The sequence below is a fragment of the Streptomyces sp. NPDC048461 genome (genome assembly GCF_055587105.1).
This window is the reverse complement of record NZ_JBVJGW010000005.1, coordinates 119874-134347: the sequence shown is the minus strand read 5'-3', so window position 1 is coordinate 134347 and position 14474 is coordinate 119874. Positions and strand designations below refer to the sequence as shown.

Genomic DNA, 14474 nt, shown 5'->3' with positions numbered 1-14474 from the left:
CAGCCGTGTCGCACGCGTACGACTACGACGTCATCGTCATCGGATCCGGGTTCGGCGGGTCGGTCTCGGCCCTGCGCCTGACCGAGAAGGGGTACCGGGTCGGCGTCCTGGAGGCAGGACGCCGGTTCACCCGCGAGAGCCTGCCGAAGAACAGCTGGGACCTGCGCAACTACCTGTGGGCCCCGGCCCTCGGGCTGTACGGGATCCAGCGCATCCACCTGCTCGGCAACGTCATGGTGCTGGCCGGCGCCGGGGTCGGCGGCGGCTCGCTCAACTACGCCAACACCCTCTACGTGCCGCCCGCCGCCTTCTTCGAGGACCGGCAGTGGGCGTCCATCACCGACTGGCGCAGCGAGCTCGCCCCCTACTACGACCAGGCCAAGCGGATGCTCGGGGTGCGCCTGAACCCGACCATGACCGCCTCCGACGTCCACCTGAAGGCCGTCGCCGAGCAGATGGGCGTCGGGGACTCCTTCCACATGGCGCCCGTCGGCGTCTTCTTCGGCGACGGCAAGGACGGCGAGAACGGCGAGCAGGGCGCGGGCACCGCCCGGGCCAGGCCCGGCGAGGAGGCCGCCGACCCGTACTTCGGCGGCGCCGGACCCGCCCGCAGCGCCTGCACCGAGTGCGGCGAGTGCATGACCGGCTGCCGGCACGGCGCGAAGAACACCCTGAACGAGAACTACCTGCACCTCGCCGAGCGCGCGGGCGCCGTCATCCACCCGATGACCACCGTCACCGCGCTCTCCGAGGACCCCGAGGGCGGCTACCGCGTCCGCACGGTCCCCACCGACCGCCGCCGCGGCGGCCGGGCGAAGGTGCTGCGCGCCGCGTACGTGGTCGTGGCGGCGGGGACGTACGGCACCCAGACCCTGCTGCACACCATGAAGGACCGCGGGGAGCTGCCGCGCCTGTCGGAGCGGCTCGGCGAGCTGACCCGGACCAACTCCGAGGGCCTGGTCGGCGCGCAGACCGACGACCGCCGCTACCGCAGGCGGCACGGCGCGGACCGCCGCGCCGACTTCACCCACGGCGTGGCGATCACCTCCTCGGTCCACCCCGACGCCGACACCCACATCGAGCCCGTCCGCTACGGCAAGGGTTCCAACGCGATGGGGTTCATGACGATCCTCCAGGTGCCCTACGCCCGGCACCGGGTCCGGGCCTGGTTCGCCCGGACTGCGCGCCACCCCCTCCAGATGGCGCGCTCGCTGTCGAACCGGCGCTGGTCCGAGCGCACGATCATCGGCCTGGTCATGCAGTCGCTCGACAACTCCCTCACGACCTACCGCAAGCCGGGCGGCATCGGCAAGGGCCTGCTCACCGCCCGACAGGGCCACGGCGCCCCCAACCCGGTCCAGATCGCGGAGGCCACGAGGGCGGCGTCCCTGCTGGCGGAGGAGATCAACGGCTTCGCGGGCAGCAACATCGGCGAGCTGATGGGCACCCCGCTCACCGCGCACTTCCTCGGCGGCTGCCCGATCGGGGCGTCGGAGCAGGAAGGCGTCGTCGACCCGTACCACCGGCTCTACGGACATCCGGGCATTTCGGTGGTGGACGGCTCGGCCGTCTCCGCCAACCTCGGGGTCAACCCGTCGCTGACGATCACGGCGCAGGCGGAGCGGGCGATGTCGTACTGGCCGAACAAGGGCGAGCAGGACGCACGGCCGGAGCAGGGAGCGGCGTACGTCCGCCTCCCCGCGGTGGAACCGGTCAGCCCGGCGGTGCCGAAGGAGGCCTTCGGGGCGCTGCGGCTGCCGTTCCTCGGGATCCCCGAGGTGCCGGCGAAGCCGGAGGCGCCGTAGCGGGAACGCGCGGCCGGCGGGACGCGCGGCGACGCACGTACGGGCGGGGACTGCGCTCCCCCTCCGAGCGCAGTCCCCGCACGCATGTGGTGACACGTGGCCCGCACGGATGGTTGTACCGGAACCAGCGCTCCCGGTCCGTGGCGTCCGTCACACGGTGAAGGGCGGGCCGTCGGGGGAGGGGGGCCTACCCGGGCTCGGGGCGGCCGGCCGGGGCGGGGCGGGGCCGCACACGCGGAACGGCCGGCCCGGGGCGTCCCCCGGACCGGCCGTCCCGTCACGGACCGGGCTGCTGTCCCCTGCCGTCCGGTCACGCTGAGGAGCGAGGTCCCACGACACACGCTCCACGGGGCGTGCGTCTCATCGCTCCGGCGGAGCCACGCGTGGTGCTGCGGTCCCGCGCCTGGCTGGCGCGGCCACCCTCACCAACGAAGGGCCGCGGGGCCGGTCACGGTCCGGACGGGTGACGAACGGGCGTGACACGGGTTCGCGGCCGCGGGCGTCAGACCCGGCCCCGGCACAGCTCCAGCAGGGTCATCGCCAGGGTGGTGCCGGGCTTGCCCAGCGCGCTGCTCCAGTGCGAGAGCACCTCCATCTCGCGGGACAGGTGCACCCGGCGGCCGCCGGAGGTGATCCGGGCCTCCTGGATGACCGTGGAGACGGCCATCCGCTCCTGGATCAGCCCGATGATGCGGTCGTCGAGGGCGTCGATGCGGGTGCGGGAGTCGGCGATCAGCTGCTCGGGGGTGGTGGTCGTCGTGGTCATGGCGGATCTCCTGTGGCTGTGGTTCGCGGGGTGGACGCGGCCGGCAGGAGCGGGAACGCAGGAGCGCCCCGGTCCTGTCGGACCGGGGCGCTCTCTGGGAAGTCAGCGGCTCAAGCGAGCATCACGAGGACCCATGGCGACCGGACCGACCGGTGCCATAGGTAAAGAGGAAGCTCAGCTGCTCGCGCATGGAACGGATTATGACCTTCCGTCCCCGTTGAGGCCAAGCCGGTTCGGATGGTGAGACGAAGAGGGGCCCGGGTCCCCCGTTAGAATCGACAAAACAGCCACCTCTTCCGCCGGAAGGCCGCCCCGTGCCAGAAGCACCCTCCGCCGCCCAAGACAGCGCCCCGGACACGGTTCTCGTCGTCGACTTCGGCGCCCAGTACGCCCAGCTCATCGCCCGCCGCGTCCGCGAGGCACGGGTCTACAGCGAGATCGTCCCCAGCACGATGCCGGTGGCCGAGATGCTGGCCAAGGACCCCAAGGCGATCATCCTCTCCGGCGGCCCCTCCTCCGTGTACGAGGACGGCGCGCCCACCATCGACCGCGCCCTGTTCGAGGCCGGCGTCCCCGTCTTCGGCATGTGCTACGGCTTCCAGCTGATGGCGGTCACCCTCGGCGGCCAGGTCGACAACACCGGCGCCCGCGAGTACGGCCGCACCCCGCTGGCCGTCTCCAAGTCCGGCTCCACCCTCTTCGAGGGCACCCCCGACAACCAGTCGGTGTGGATGTCCCACGGCGACGCGTGCTCCGCCGCCCCCGAGGGCTTCACGGTCACCGCGTCCACCGGCGTCGTCCCGGTCGCGGCCTTCGAGAACGACGAGAAGAAGCTGTACGGGGTCCAGTACCACCCCGAGGTCATGCACTCCACGCACGGCCAGCAGATCCTGGAGCACTTCCTCTACCGCGGCGCCGGCCTGGCCCCCACCTGGACCACCGGCAACATCGTCGAGGAGCAGGTCGCCGCCATCCGCGAGCAGGTCGGCGACAAGCGCGCCATCTGCGGCCTCTCCGGCGGCGTGGACTCCGCGGTCGCCGCGGCGCTCGTCCAGAAGGCCATCGGCTCGCAGCTCACCTGCGTCTACGTCGACCACGGCCTGATGCGCAAGGGCGAGACCGAGCAGGTCGAGAAGGACTTCGTCGCGGCCACCGGCGTCCAGCTGAAGGTCGTCGACGCGCAGGAGCGCTTCCTGAACGCGCTGGCCGGCGTCTCCGACCCGGAGACCAAGCGCAAGATCATCGGCCGCGAGTTCATCCGCGTCTTCGAGCAGGCGCAGGCCGAGATCATCGCCGAGGGCGGCGCGGACGTGGCCTTCCTGGTGCAGGGCACCCTGTACCCGGACGTCGTCGAGTCCGGCGGCGGCACCGGCACCGCGAACATCAAGTCCCACCACAACGTGGGCGGCCTGCCCGACGACATCGAGTTCGAGCTCGTCGAGCCGCTGCGCCAGCTGTTCAAGGACGAGGTCCGGATGGTCGGCCAGGAGCTGGGCCTGCCGGACGAGATCGTCCAGCGCCAGCCCTTCCCCGGCCCCGGCCTCGGCATCCGCATCGTCGGCGAGGTCACGCGCGAGCGCCTGGACCTGCTGCGCGAGGCCGACGCCATCGCCCGCCACGAGCTCACCGCCGCCGGTCTGGACCGCGAGATCTGGCAGTGCCCGGTCGTCCTGCTCGCGGACGTCCGCAGCGTCGGCGTCCAGGGCGACGGCCGCACCTACGGCCACCCGATCGTGCTGCGCCCCGTCTCCTCCGAGGACGCCATGACCGCGGACTGGACGCGCATGCCGTACGAGGTGCTCGCCCGGATCTCCACCCGGATCACCAACGAGGTGCCGGACGTGAACCGCGTGGTCCTCGACTGCACGAGCAAGCCCCCGGGCACCATCGAGTGGGAGTGACCGGGTCCTGACCCGCGTACGACGAAGGCGCCGCCGCTCAGCCTGGCTGAGCGGCGGCGCCTTCGTTTTCGCCGGTGCGCGGCCCTGTTCTCCTCGCGCGGCGGCCAGTACCTTGCGCCGACGAGCGGCGGAACGCGGACGACCGACGAGGAGAGCGAGCGATGGCCGACGAGACGGCGGCGGCGGACGTGCGGCCCGGCCGGGCGCCCGGCACGCGGCCGGGCCCGGTGCCGGACGCGCGCCCCGGTCCGGTGCCCGGGACGCGCCCCGGTCCGGTGCCGGTGGACCGGCTGCGCTTCGACATGCCGCCCGGGCACGCCGACCCCGCCGACGAACGCGCGTACCGCAAGGAACGCCTCGCCGAGGCACTGCGGCTGCTGGGCGCCCTCGGGTACGAGGACGGGGTGGCCGGGCACGTCAGCGCCCGGGACCCGGAGTTCGACGACTGCTACTGGGTGAACCCCTTCGGCCGGGCCTTCGCCACGCTGACCCCCGACGACCTGCTGCTGGTCGACGGGGACGGACGGGTGCTCCAGGGCGGGCGCCGCGTCAACGGTCTGGCCTTCGCCGTGCACGCGGCCGTCCACCGGGAGCGCCCCGGGGCGGTGGCCGTCGTCCGCACCCGCGGCCCGTACGGCGGCGCGCTGGCCGCGCTCGGCGAACTGCTGGCCCCGATCACCCAGGAGGCCTGCGCCTTCTACGGGGACCACGCGCTCCTCGACGAGTGCTCCGCGGCCGAGGACCCGCACCGCATCGGGCGGGCGCTGGGACCGTACAAGGCGCTGATCCTGCGCAACCGCGGACTGCTGACGGTCGGTGACACGGTTGACGCCGCCGTCTGGTGGTTCGTCGCCGCCGAGCGGGCGGCGCAGGTGCAGCTGACCGCGCGGGCGGCCGGGAAGCCGGTGCCCGTCGACCACCGCGGTGCGGTGCTGATGCGCGAGCGGTTCGGGTCCGATCTGGCCGCCTGGGCGAACTACCAGCCGTTGCGCCAGACGGCCCCGCGACCGGTGGCGTCAACATCATGAACTGCTCATCACCTGCTCTGACATCGTGCGCAATCCGGAGCACTGCCGCAGTGGTGCACAATTCGCTGGCATTGCACCGTAGTTCAGAGAGGCGGCACGCACGTGGCTGTCCAAGAGGTCTCCCGAAGCACCCACACCACCGCCTGCGCCTGTGAGGAGTGCGCACGGGAAGGCCACCGGCGCGCCGTCGCCGCGTTCCTGGAGAAGCGGGACGAGTTCGCCGCCGGCCACGGCGTGCCGGCCGCCGTCGCCCACTCCCTCGGCGCGTCCCGGCAGTGGGTCTCCGACGAGCTGACCCTGTCGGCCCGCACCGTCGCCGACCGGGGCCGGGAGGCCGGCAATTCCTGGCTGTACCTGTTCTCCCGGCGGGCCGTGCTCGCCGTCTGGATCGTCGCCGGCGTCCTGCTGCTGGTCCAGGTCGCCGCCGCGCTCGGCACCGGATGGTCCACCGCGCGCACCGCCGGACTGCTGGCGGCCCTGCTGCTCGCGGGGCTGCTCACCGTCGCGGCGCGCGCCCAGTCCGTCCGCGGCGGACTGCTGGCGCCGCTCGTCGGCGAGGACAACCGGCTCTCCACCTCCAAGGCCGTCCCGAGCGCCTGGGTGGTGCTGGCCGCGTTCGCCGTGCTGCTGCCCGCGCTGCGGCTCGCGGCGTCGGTGCCCGGCCCCGAGCGGCAGGCCCTGTACGCGGGGTTCGCCCTGGAGGGCGCGCTGCCGCTGCTGGCGGTCGTCGCTCTGACCTCGACGGTGGCCGTCCTGGTCCGCCGGGTGGTCGCCGTACGCATCATGGGCCAGCGGCTGCAGAAGCTGCCCGCGGACCGGCCGCGCGGGGCGGACCTGCTGACCGACGACGCGGGGCGCGGCTCCTTCCCCGACGCGCAGTACGTCCTGGTCTCGGCGGTGGTGCTGGTCCACGCGGCGGTGTCGCTGGCCCGCTTCCCGGACCGGCTGCCCCGGCTGCCGTGGGCACTGGCCCTGCTGGTGGCGCTGTCGGCCGCCGTCTACCTGGCGGCCAAGTACGCGGAGGGCAGCCGCCCGCTCGTGCTGTCGGTGGTGCGCAGACGGGAGCCCGGGGACCTGGACGCCGCCGTCCGCCCCGGGGACGACATCGAGATCCGCGGGGTGGGTTTCGTGCCGCCCGGGGCGCAGACCCCGGAGATGCTGGCCCGGCTGGTCGTACGGATCGGGGCGGTGCACGTGCACGTGCCGCTGGTCCCGGTGGCGGGTGGGTTCACCAACCCCTCGGACGCCGTGCTGACGGTGCCGGTCCCCGCGGAAGTGGAACCGGGGCGCGTGGACGTCCAAGTGGTGACCGCCGCAGGAGTGGAATCCAACCGCTGCACCATCGACGTGGCCGAGTGATCGGGGTACACATGTCGCGTGAATCGAACCGATGTACTTGACGTCGCCCCGTCGAAGCCCTCCCCGCTGAAGGAGCGCGCGGCCCGGTACGCGCTGCTGCCCCTGCGGATCTTCCTCGGCGTGACCTTCGTCTACGCCGGCCTGGACAAGCTGACCGATTCCGCGTTCCTCGCCGCCACCGGCGACGGCTCCATCGGCGACCAGATGCGCGCCGTGCGCGACAGTTCCGCCATCCCGGCCATGGTCGACATGGCGCTGGAGGCCCCCGTGGCCTTCGGGACGGTCATCGCCCTCGGGGAACTCCTCGTCGGCCTCGGGGTCCTGGCCGGCCTGCTGACCCGGATCGCGGCCCTCGGCGGAGCGCTGATCGCGCTCAGCCTCTGGCTGACGGTGTCGTGGGCCGTGTCCCCGTACTACTACGGCAACGACCTGGTCTACCTGATGGCCTGGACCCCGCTGATCATCGCCGGAGCCCCCTACTGGTCGCTCGACGCGCTGATCCGCTCACGGCGGTCCCTGCGCACGGCGTAGGTCACCATCCCGAGCAGTGCGGCAAGCGACAGCCCGCCCGCGGCCATCGGGATGACCAGGAACCACGGCAGATCGGCCCGGCCGGTCGCGTCGAGCAGGTAGAGCACGCCCGCGGCGATCAGGACGAGGCCCGCCAGGAGCCGGCCCGGCTGGAATTCATGACGCCGCACGGGCCACCTCCACCTGTCCCACACCCGTGTCCAGGTGCAGCTCGATCGTCCCGCCGGCCTCGGTGCCGGGGGAGGGGGGCAGCGTCGCCCCCAGGGTCTCGCCGCCGCGGCGGACACGGAAGTCCCGGCTGGTCTCACCGGGCAGGTGGATGTCGCCGAACCGGACCGACACGTCGGCCACGGCCGTCACCTCCCGCGGCACGATCACCTTCAGCCGGCCCGCGTCCAGCGAGGCGCGGACCGCCACGGTGGCGCCCTTCGGCACGTCCAGCCGGCTCAGGTCCAGCGTGGCGAGCCCGGTGCCCGCCGCGTACGAGGGCCGTACGTCGGCCACCGCGGCCGGCCGCCAGTCGACCCGGCGCCAGTCCGTGCCGATCTCGGCGGGCAGCGCCGACGCGCCCGCCAGCAGCCCGGCGGTGACGAGGGCGAGGAGGACGGTGCCGAAGCCCGTACGGCCCTTGAAGGAGCTGACCGCGAGCCCCAGGCCGAACACGGCCAGGGCCGACGCCAGACCGATCTGCAGGGCGTGGGTCATCGTGCCGCCCTCCCACACGGAGGACGCGGACCCGGCCCCCGCCAGCACGGCCAGGACGAACACCCGGCCGCCGATGCCGCCGCGCGGACGGACCGGGACGGAGGGCGCGGCCGGCGCCGCCGGGGCGCCGCTCCGGGCGCCGACGACTTCGTCGTCGGGCCCCCACAGGTACCCCGTCGCGCCGACCGGGCCGGTGGTGCCGTCCTTGACCAGCGGGTCCCGCCACCACGACGGGCCGCCGGGGGCGGGCGGCGCCTTCGTCTCCGGCGGGGCCGGCGAGTGCGCCGGCCGGTGCGAGGCGGGGGCCTCCGCCTCGGGAGCGGCGACCCGGCGCCGCTGGGACCAGTACGAGGCGACGCCCAGCGCCAGGATGACCAGGATCGAGAAGACCGCCATCTCGCCGTTGTCCAGCATCGACAGGAACAGCGCGCAGCCCACCAGCGCGGCGAACACCGCCGCGAGCGTGGCGCCCTCGACCCGGCCGGTCAGCAGCTTCTTCGCCTCGCTCTCCTCCTCGCCCTCCAGCGGGAGCAGCAGCCACGCGAACCCGTAGAAGATCAGGCCGACGCCGCCGGTGACCGCGAGGACGCCGAGGAAGATCCGGAAGACCACCGGGTCCAGGTCGAAGTGCCGGCCCAGCCCCTCGCACACGCCCGCGAGGACCTTGTCGCGCCGGGCGCGGCGCAGGGGCGGCCGGACCGCAGGGGGCGGTGCGGCCGCGGGGTCCGCCGGCGGGGCGTCGTGTACTTCGGTCATGCGTCCATGGTGACGGGCCGCGGCGCCCCGCGGCACCCGGCCCGACCCTGGCGCAACCCTGATATCCCCCCGACGGAACTGGGGGGATGCCCTGATGCCGGGCCCCCCGCGCCCGTGTGACCATCAGTGACATGCCCGCAGCCGCCGCACCCCGCACCCCGCACGCATCGGAACCCCTGCCCGAGCCCGCACCGACGCGCAGGCTCTACCGCAGCGCCGACGGCCGGATGCTCGGCGGGGTCGCGCGCGGGCTCGCCGGCCACCTCGGGCTGCCCGTGATCTGGGTCCGGCTGGCGTTCCTCGGCCTGTTCATGTTCGGGGACGGCCTCGGCGTCCTGCTGTACGCCGCGTTCTGGGTGTTCGTACCGCTCGGCGTCGGCGGCCGGACCGCGAACGGCTCGCTCTGGGAGACCTGCGCCGACGGCACCCGCCGGCTGCGCAAGCCCGACCGCGGGCAGGTCACCGCGCTGATCGCCCTGTTCATCGGGGCCGGCATCTTCATCTCCAAGGTCCAGCTCGGCGGCGAGTCCGGCCGGTACGTGTGGCCGACGCTGCTCGTCGGCGCCGGCGTGGTCCTCGTGTGGCGCCAGGCCGACAACGCCCGCCGCGCCCACTGGAACGCCGCCGCCGGACGGCACGCCCGCCTGCTCCAGACCGCCCGGGCGCTCGCCGGCGTCGTCCTCGTCGGCGTGGGCCTGACCGTCTTCATCGTCGTCCGGGGATCGGCGGCCCAGCTGGGCAACGTCCTGACGGCCACCCTCGCCGTCCTCGTCGGCGTCGCCCTCCTCGCCGGACCCTGGCTGATCCGGATGACCCAGGACCTGTCCGAGGAACGGCTGATGCGCATCCGCGCCCAGGAGCGCGCCGAGGTCGCCGCCCACGTCCACGACTCGGTGCTGCACACCCTCACCCTGATCCAGCGGAACGCGGAGGACGCCGGCGAGGTGCGCCGCCTGGCCCGGGCCCAGGAGCGCGAGCTGCGGAACTGGCTGTACAAGCCCGAGGGCACCGGCAAGGACGAGGCCGAGGAGCCCACCACGCTGGCGGAGGCCGTGAAGAAGACCGCCGCCGAGGTGGAGGACCACCACGGGGTGCCCATCGAGGTCGTCGTCGTCGGCGACTGCCCGCTGGACGAGAGGCTGGCGGCGCAGGTCCAGGCCGCGCGCGAGGCGATGGTCAACGCCGCCAAGTACGGTGGCGAGGGCGGGCCGGTGCAGGTCTACGCCGAGGTGGAGGGGCAGACGGTGTTCGTGTCCGTACGGGACCGCGGGCCCGGCTTCGACCTCGACGCGGTACCGGACGACCGCATGGGCGTACGAGAATCGATCATCGGCCGGATGCAGCGCAACGGCGGGACCGCGCGGCTGCGGTCCGCTCCCGACGGCGGCACCGAGGTCGAGCTGGAGATGGAGAGGGCGGCGAACGCAGGATGACCGGAGGCAGCATGTCCGACGAGAGCACGGGAACGGCACCGACCAGGCGGGTCCGGGTGGTCCTCGTCGACGACCACCGCATGTTCCGCACCGGCGTGCAGGCCGAGATCGGCGAGACCGACCGCACCGGCGTCGAGGTCGTCGGCGAGGCGGCCGACGTCGACCAGGCCGTCACCGTCATCACCGCCACCCGGCCCGAGGTGGTCCTGCTCGACGTGCACCTCCCCGGCGGCGGGGGCGTCGAGGTGCTGCGGCGCTGCGCCCCGCTGATGGGGGCCGTCGAGAACCCGGTGCGCTTCCTCGCGCTGTCGGTGTCGGACGCCGCCGAGGACGTCATCGGGGTCATCCGGGGCGGCGCGCGCGGCTACGTCACCAAGACCATCACCGGCTCCGACCTGGTGAACTCCGTCTTCCGCGTGCAGGAGGGCGACGCGGTGTTCTCGCCACGGCTGGCGGGCTTCGTGCTCGACGCGTTCGCCTCGACGGACGCGCCGCCGGTGGACGAGGACCTGGACCGGCTCACGCAGCGGGAGCGCGAGGTGCTGCGGCTGATCGCGCGCGGGTACGCGTACAAGGAGATCGCCAAGCAGCTCTTCATCTCGGTGAAGACGGTCGAGTCGCACGTCTCGGCGGTGCTCAGGAAGCTCCAGCTGTCCAACCGGCACGAGCTGACCCGCTGGGCCACGGCCCGCCGGCTGGTCTGATCCGCGGACCGGGGACCGGGGGCCCGGCCGGGACGGGGCCGGTCCGGCCCGCCGGGCCCGGCCGATCCGCCGGGCCGTCCCGGTGCGTGTGATCCACCCCGCAGGGGGAGTGGGCAACCGGAAGGCGCGGCGCCGCCCTCTTTGATGGCGTGATGAGCCTGACGGGGACCCCCCTCTTCGCGGCGGCGGTCGCGCTGACCGTGATCGCCGTCGTCCTGCCGCTGGCCGTGTGGAGCAGGGTGCGCGGCCCTGCCGCCGTGCGCGTCGCCACCCGCGGCACGATGCTCGTCTTCGCGCAGGCCACCGCCGTCGCCCTGGTGTTCATAGGCATCAACCGGGACATGAACTTCTACACCTCCTGGGGCGACCTGCTCGGCACCGGGAAGTACGTCACCGCCGCCCCCGACCTGGGCCCGGACGGGCTCGGCGGGAAGAAGGCGCGGGAGGTGCAGGAGGCGCCGAAGGTCCGCCAGCAGTTCCAGCCGGTGGACGGCCTCGGCGGCCGGGTGCAGAAGACCGAGCTCGACGGGAAGGTCTCCGGGGTCAAGGGCGACGTGCTGGTGTGGCTGCCGCCGCAGTACGACGACCCGGCCTACAAGGACAAGAAGTTCCCGGTGGTCGAGCTGATCCCCGGCATCCCGGGGACGGGCAAGTCCTGGTTCCAGGGGCTCAAGGCGCACGAGGTGCTGGAGCCGCTGATGAAGAACGGCACGGTGCAGCCGTTCATCCTCGTCTCGCCGCGCGCCATGCTGCTCGGCAACGGCGACACCGGCTGCGCCAACCTCCCCGGCAAGGTCAACGCGGACAGCTGGTTCAGCGTCGACGTCCGCAAGATGGTCGTCGACAACTTCCGGGCGTCGGACGAGGCGCGCACCTGGGGCGTGGCCGGTTACTCGGCCGGCGCGTACTGCGCCGCCAAGCTGGCCATCGCCCACCCCGACCGCTACGCCGCCGCCGTCTCGCTGTCCGGGTACAACGACCCGGGCCAGGAGCCGTCCTCGCTGGTCGCCCAGGACCCGGAGCTGCGCCGCACCCACAACCTGCTGAACCTGCTGAAGGCGGCGCCGACGCCGCCCGCGGTGTCCCTGTGGATGTCCGGGGCCCAGAACGACGGCTACCTGTCCGGCATGGACCTCAAGGGCGCCGCGAAGAGCCCGACCGTGGTGCACGCGGAGAAGGTGACCGGCGGCCACAACCTCGAATCGTGGTCCAAGCAGCTGCCGCAGACCTTCGGCTGGCTGACCACGCAGGTCAAGGCGCCGTGACGCCGTAACGGGACGAGTACGGCGCCAGGCTAGGCGGGGCGCGAGGCGCCGGCCCACGGCATCGAGTCGAGCGGGGCGACCCGGACGGTCGAGCCCGGTCGCGGCGCGTGGATCATCTGGCCGTTGCCGATGTACAGGCCGACGTGCGTGATGCCGGAGTAGAAGAACACCAGGTCGCCGGGGGCCAGCTGGTCGCGGGAGACGCGGCGGCCGGCGTTGATCTGGGTGTACGTGGTGCGGGGGAGCGCGACGCCGGCCGACTTCCAGGCCGCCTGGGTCAGCCCCGAGCAGTCGAAGGATCCCGGGCCCGTCGCGCCCCAGACGTACGGCTTGCCGATCGCCCCGTACGCGAAGGCCACGGCGCGGGCGGCGCGCGAACCGTCGGACGGCGCCGGGTCCGCGCGCCGCGCGGGTACGGGGGCCGCGGCCGCGGAAGGGGCGGCGGCGGGGGCGGAGGCGGCGGCCGTGCGCGCCTCGTAGGCCGCGCGTTCCTCGGCGGTGAGCTTGGCCAGCTGCTGCCTGGCGGCGGCGAGCTTGGCCTCGATCTCGGCCTTGTGCCCCGCGAGTTCGTCCCGCTTGACCCGCAGGTCGGAGGCCCTCCCGGCGGCCTGCGTCCGCAGTTTGCCGACCTCGTCCAGCCCGCGGCGCACGGCGGTGATCCCGGCGGCGTTGCGGTCGCCGGCGCGGGCGATGAAGGCGGCCTGGGCGAGGTACTGCTTCGGGTCGGCCGCCAGCGCGAGCCGTACGGCGGTGCCCAGGGAGCCGCCGCGGTACTGGGTGGCGGCCAGGGTGCCGAGCGCGCCGCGGGCGGTGTTGAGCCGGTCGGTCCTGCGGGCGGTCTCGTCGCGCAGGCCGGTCAGCGCCCGCTCGGCCTCGTCCGCCTGTTCCTTCGCCCCGTTGTACCGCTCGGTCGCGGCCTCGGCCTCCTCGTAGAGCCGGTTCACCTCCGCCTCGACCTGGGCGGGGGTGGGCCGGGGGTCGGCCTGGGAGGTGCCTTCGAACGCGGTGGCGGTGGCAGCGCCCGCGAGGGCGAGGGTGGCGGCGGTCCGTACGGTGCCGCCGGAGAACGGGCGCTGCCTGGGCTTTCGGTGACTGGCCACGCGGGCCTCACGTCCTTCCTCGTCGGTGCTCTGTCGGTGCTTGCTGGAGGAGGACGCTAGACCCGGAGGTAACGGGCAGATGACGGGTGATCACAAGTGGCCTGATGCGACCGGATGCGGCCGCTCGGGACCGGAGCGGATCGGCGCCGAAGGGCGGCGGTGAGGATTCTGACCACGGCCGGTCCGGCACCGGTGTGATCAGCCGAAGAATCGAGTCAGCTCGGCGACGACGGCCTCCGGCCGCTCCTCCGGGAGGTAGTGGCCGCTGCCGTCGACGCGGACGACCCGGGTGTCGGTGCCCAGTGCCGGGACGGCGCGGGTGAGCAGCTCGTAGTTGCTGTGCTCGCCGCCGAGGGCGAGCAGCGGGCCGGTCACCGGGGTGTACGAGGCGAGGTCGGCGATGTCCTGCCCGAAGGTCCGGTACCAGTCGTTTCCGGCCCGGATCGCGTCCGGGGCGTCGTACGCGCGGGCGTACACGGCGCGGGAGTGCGCGTCGACGGCGGCCGGGTCGGCGGCGCCGTGGGCGAACAGCCAGTCCAGGAGGTGGTGGTAGCGGCCGGCGAGGAGCTGCTCGGGCAGGCCGTGCACCTGGTTGAGGGCGAACCACCACAGGTGGGTGGCCCCGGGCTGGGGGAGCAGGGTCATCCGGGCCCAGTCCTCGTCGGGGTGGGCCACGTCGAGGAGGGCGACGCGGCGGGTCGCCGCGGGGTGGTTGGCGGCGTGGGCGTAGGCGACCATCGCGCCGATGTCGTGCCCGGCGAAGTGCGCCGAGGCGAGGGACAGGTGGCCGAGGAGCGCGTGGACGTCCGCGGCCATCGTCTTCTTGTCGTACCCGCCGACGGGCTTGTCGGAGCCGCCCATGCCGCGCAGGTCGACCGCGATCACCCGGTGGCGCCGGGCCAGGGCCGGCATCACCTTGTGCCACTGCCACCAGGTCTGGGGCCAGCCGCCCAGGAGGACGAGGGGCTCTCCGGCGCTCTCGGGGCCGCTGTCCACGAAGTGCAGGCGGGTGCCGTTGACCTCGGCGCGGTGGCTGGTGAACCCGCCGTCGAGGGAGGCGGCGAGGGAGGCGTCGTCGAGCGGGAGGGGGGAGTGCGCGGGCATGGGGCGTCCTGGTGTCC

The 14474-nt window shown here is 73.7% G+C and carries 12 protein-coding genes and 1 pseudogene; 8 read left to right on the top strand and 5 right to left on the bottom strand.

Annotation, left to right across the window (positions count from 1 at the left end):
• Positions 1-5 precede the first annotated feature (5 nt).
• Entirely contained in the window at positions 6-1805 is a 1800-nt protein-coding gene (locus tag ACZ6S8_RS11100; protein ID WP_469454532.1) for a GMC oxidoreductase, read from the top strand.
• A 502-nt stretch (positions 1806-2307) separates the two neighbouring features.
• On the opposite strand, the pseudogene ACZ6S8_RS11095 reads toward ACZ6S8_RS11100, so the two are convergent.
• A pseudogene (locus tag ACZ6S8_RS11095) lies at positions 2308-2589 on the bottom strand (chorismate mutase); the annotation flags it as partial.
• A gap of 296 nt (positions 2590-2885) precedes the next feature.
• Between ACZ6S8_RS11095 and guaA the strand changes: the two are divergent.
• The 4 genes from guaA (at position 2886) to ACZ6S8_RS11075 (ending at position 7390) form a co-directional block, all read left to right on the top strand.
• Positions 2886-4472, top strand: coding sequence for a glutamine-hydrolyzing GMP synthase (guaA, locus tag ACZ6S8_RS11090; protein ID WP_469454530.1), 1587 nt, complete (start codon positions 2886-2888; stop codon positions 4470-4472).
• 161 nt (positions 4473-4633) lie between these two features.
• Positions 4634-5500: a class II aldolase/adducin family protein gene (locus ACZ6S8_RS11085; RefSeq protein WP_469454528.1), complete on the top strand. Its 867-nt coding sequence runs from the start codon at positions 4634-4636 to the stop codon at positions 5498-5500.
• Between the two features lie 102 nt (positions 5501-5602).
• Positions 5603-6859, top strand: coding sequence for a hypothetical protein (locus ACZ6S8_RS11080; RefSeq protein WP_469454527.1), 1257 nt, complete (start codon positions 5603-5605; stop codon positions 6857-6859).
• 18 nt (positions 6860-6877) lie between these two features.
• Positions 6878-7390 (top strand): DoxX family protein, encoded by a 513-nt coding sequence (locus ACZ6S8_RS11075; RefSeq protein WP_469454525.1) that lies wholly within the window; start codon positions 6878-6880, stop codon positions 7388-7390.
• Here the strand turns inward: ACZ6S8_RS11075 and ACZ6S8_RS11070 are convergent.
• Together ACZ6S8_RS11070 and ACZ6S8_RS11065 are read right to left on the bottom strand one after the other, a co-directional pair.
• Complete coding sequence (locus ACZ6S8_RS11070) at positions 7336-7560, bottom strand: hypothetical protein (RefSeq protein ID WP_469454524.1); 225 nt, start codon at positions 7558-7560, stop codon at positions 7336-7338. The genes ACZ6S8_RS11075 and ACZ6S8_RS11070 overlap by 55 nt on opposite strands.
• On the bottom strand, positions 7547-8851 hold the full coding sequence (locus ACZ6S8_RS11065; protein WP_469454522.1) for a PspC domain-containing protein: 1305 nt from the start codon (positions 8849-8851) through the stop codon (positions 7547-7549). Before ACZ6S8_RS11065 ends, ACZ6S8_RS11070 begins: the two co-directional genes overlap by 14 nt.
• Positions 8852-8982: 131 nt before the next feature.
• Here ACZ6S8_RS11065 and ACZ6S8_RS11060 point away from each other — a divergent pair, with 131 nt between their 5' ends.
• The 3 genes from ACZ6S8_RS11060 to ACZ6S8_RS11050 all read left to right on the top strand — a co-directional run bounded on the left by ACZ6S8_RS11060 (position 8983) and on the right by ACZ6S8_RS11050 (position 12253).
• Positions 8983-10284, top strand: coding sequence for an ATP-binding protein (locus ACZ6S8_RS11060; protein ID WP_469454520.1), 1302 nt, complete (start codon positions 8983-8985; stop codon positions 10282-10284).
• Between the two features lie 11 nt (positions 10285-10295).
• On the top strand, positions 10296-10988 hold the full coding sequence (locus ACZ6S8_RS11055) for a LuxR C-terminal-related transcriptional regulator (RefSeq protein WP_469454518.1): 693 nt from the start codon (positions 10296-10298) through the stop codon (positions 10986-10988).
• 152 nt (positions 10989-11140) lie between these two features.
• Positions 11141-12253, top strand: coding sequence for an alpha/beta hydrolase (locus ACZ6S8_RS11050; RefSeq protein ID WP_469454516.1), 1113 nt, complete (start codon positions 11141-11143; stop codon positions 12251-12253).
• A gap of 29 nt (positions 12254-12282) precedes the next feature.
• Here the strand turns inward: ACZ6S8_RS11050 and ACZ6S8_RS11045 are convergent, their stop codons facing one another.
• Together ACZ6S8_RS11045 and ACZ6S8_RS11040 are read right to left on the bottom strand one after the other, a co-directional pair.
• Complete coding sequence (locus ACZ6S8_RS11045) at positions 12283-13353, bottom strand: C40 family peptidase (protein WP_469454515.1); 1071 nt, start codon at positions 13351-13353, stop codon at positions 12283-12285.
• A 198-nt stretch (positions 13354-13551) separates the two neighbouring features.
• Positions 13552-14457, bottom strand: a complete 906-nt coding sequence (locus ACZ6S8_RS11040) for an alpha/beta fold hydrolase (protein ID WP_469454513.1) — start codon at positions 14455-14457, stop codon at positions 13552-13554.
• Positions 14458-14474 lie beyond the last annotated feature (17 nt).

What these genes read in the sequence shown, in the direction of transcription:
- ACZ6S8_RS11065 (WP_469454522.1), bottom strand. Translation starts at nt 8,851, where the DNA reads ATGACCGAAGTACACGACGCCCCGCCGGCGGACCCCGCGGCCGCACCG.
- ACZ6S8_RS11055 (WP_469454518.1), top strand. Translation starts at nt 10,296, where the DNA reads ATGTCCGACGAGAGCACGGGAACGGCACCGACCAGGCGGGTCCGGGTG.
- ACZ6S8_RS11040 (WP_469454513.1), bottom strand. Translation starts at nt 14,457, where the DNA reads ATGCCCGCGCACTCCCCCCTCCCGCTCGACGACGCCTCCCTCGCCGCC.
- ACZ6S8_RS11050 (WP_469454516.1), top strand. Translation starts at nt 11,141, where the DNA reads ATGAGCCTGACGGGGACCCCCCTCTTCGCGGCGGCGGTCGCGCTGACC.
- ACZ6S8_RS11085 (WP_469454528.1), top strand. Translation starts at nt 4,634, where the DNA reads ATGGCCGACGAGACGGCGGCGGCGGACGTGCGGCCCGGCCGGGCGCCC.
- ACZ6S8_RS11060 (WP_469454520.1), top strand. Translation starts at nt 8,983, where the DNA reads ATGCCCGCAGCCGCCGCACCCCGCACCCCGCACGCATCGGAACCCCTG.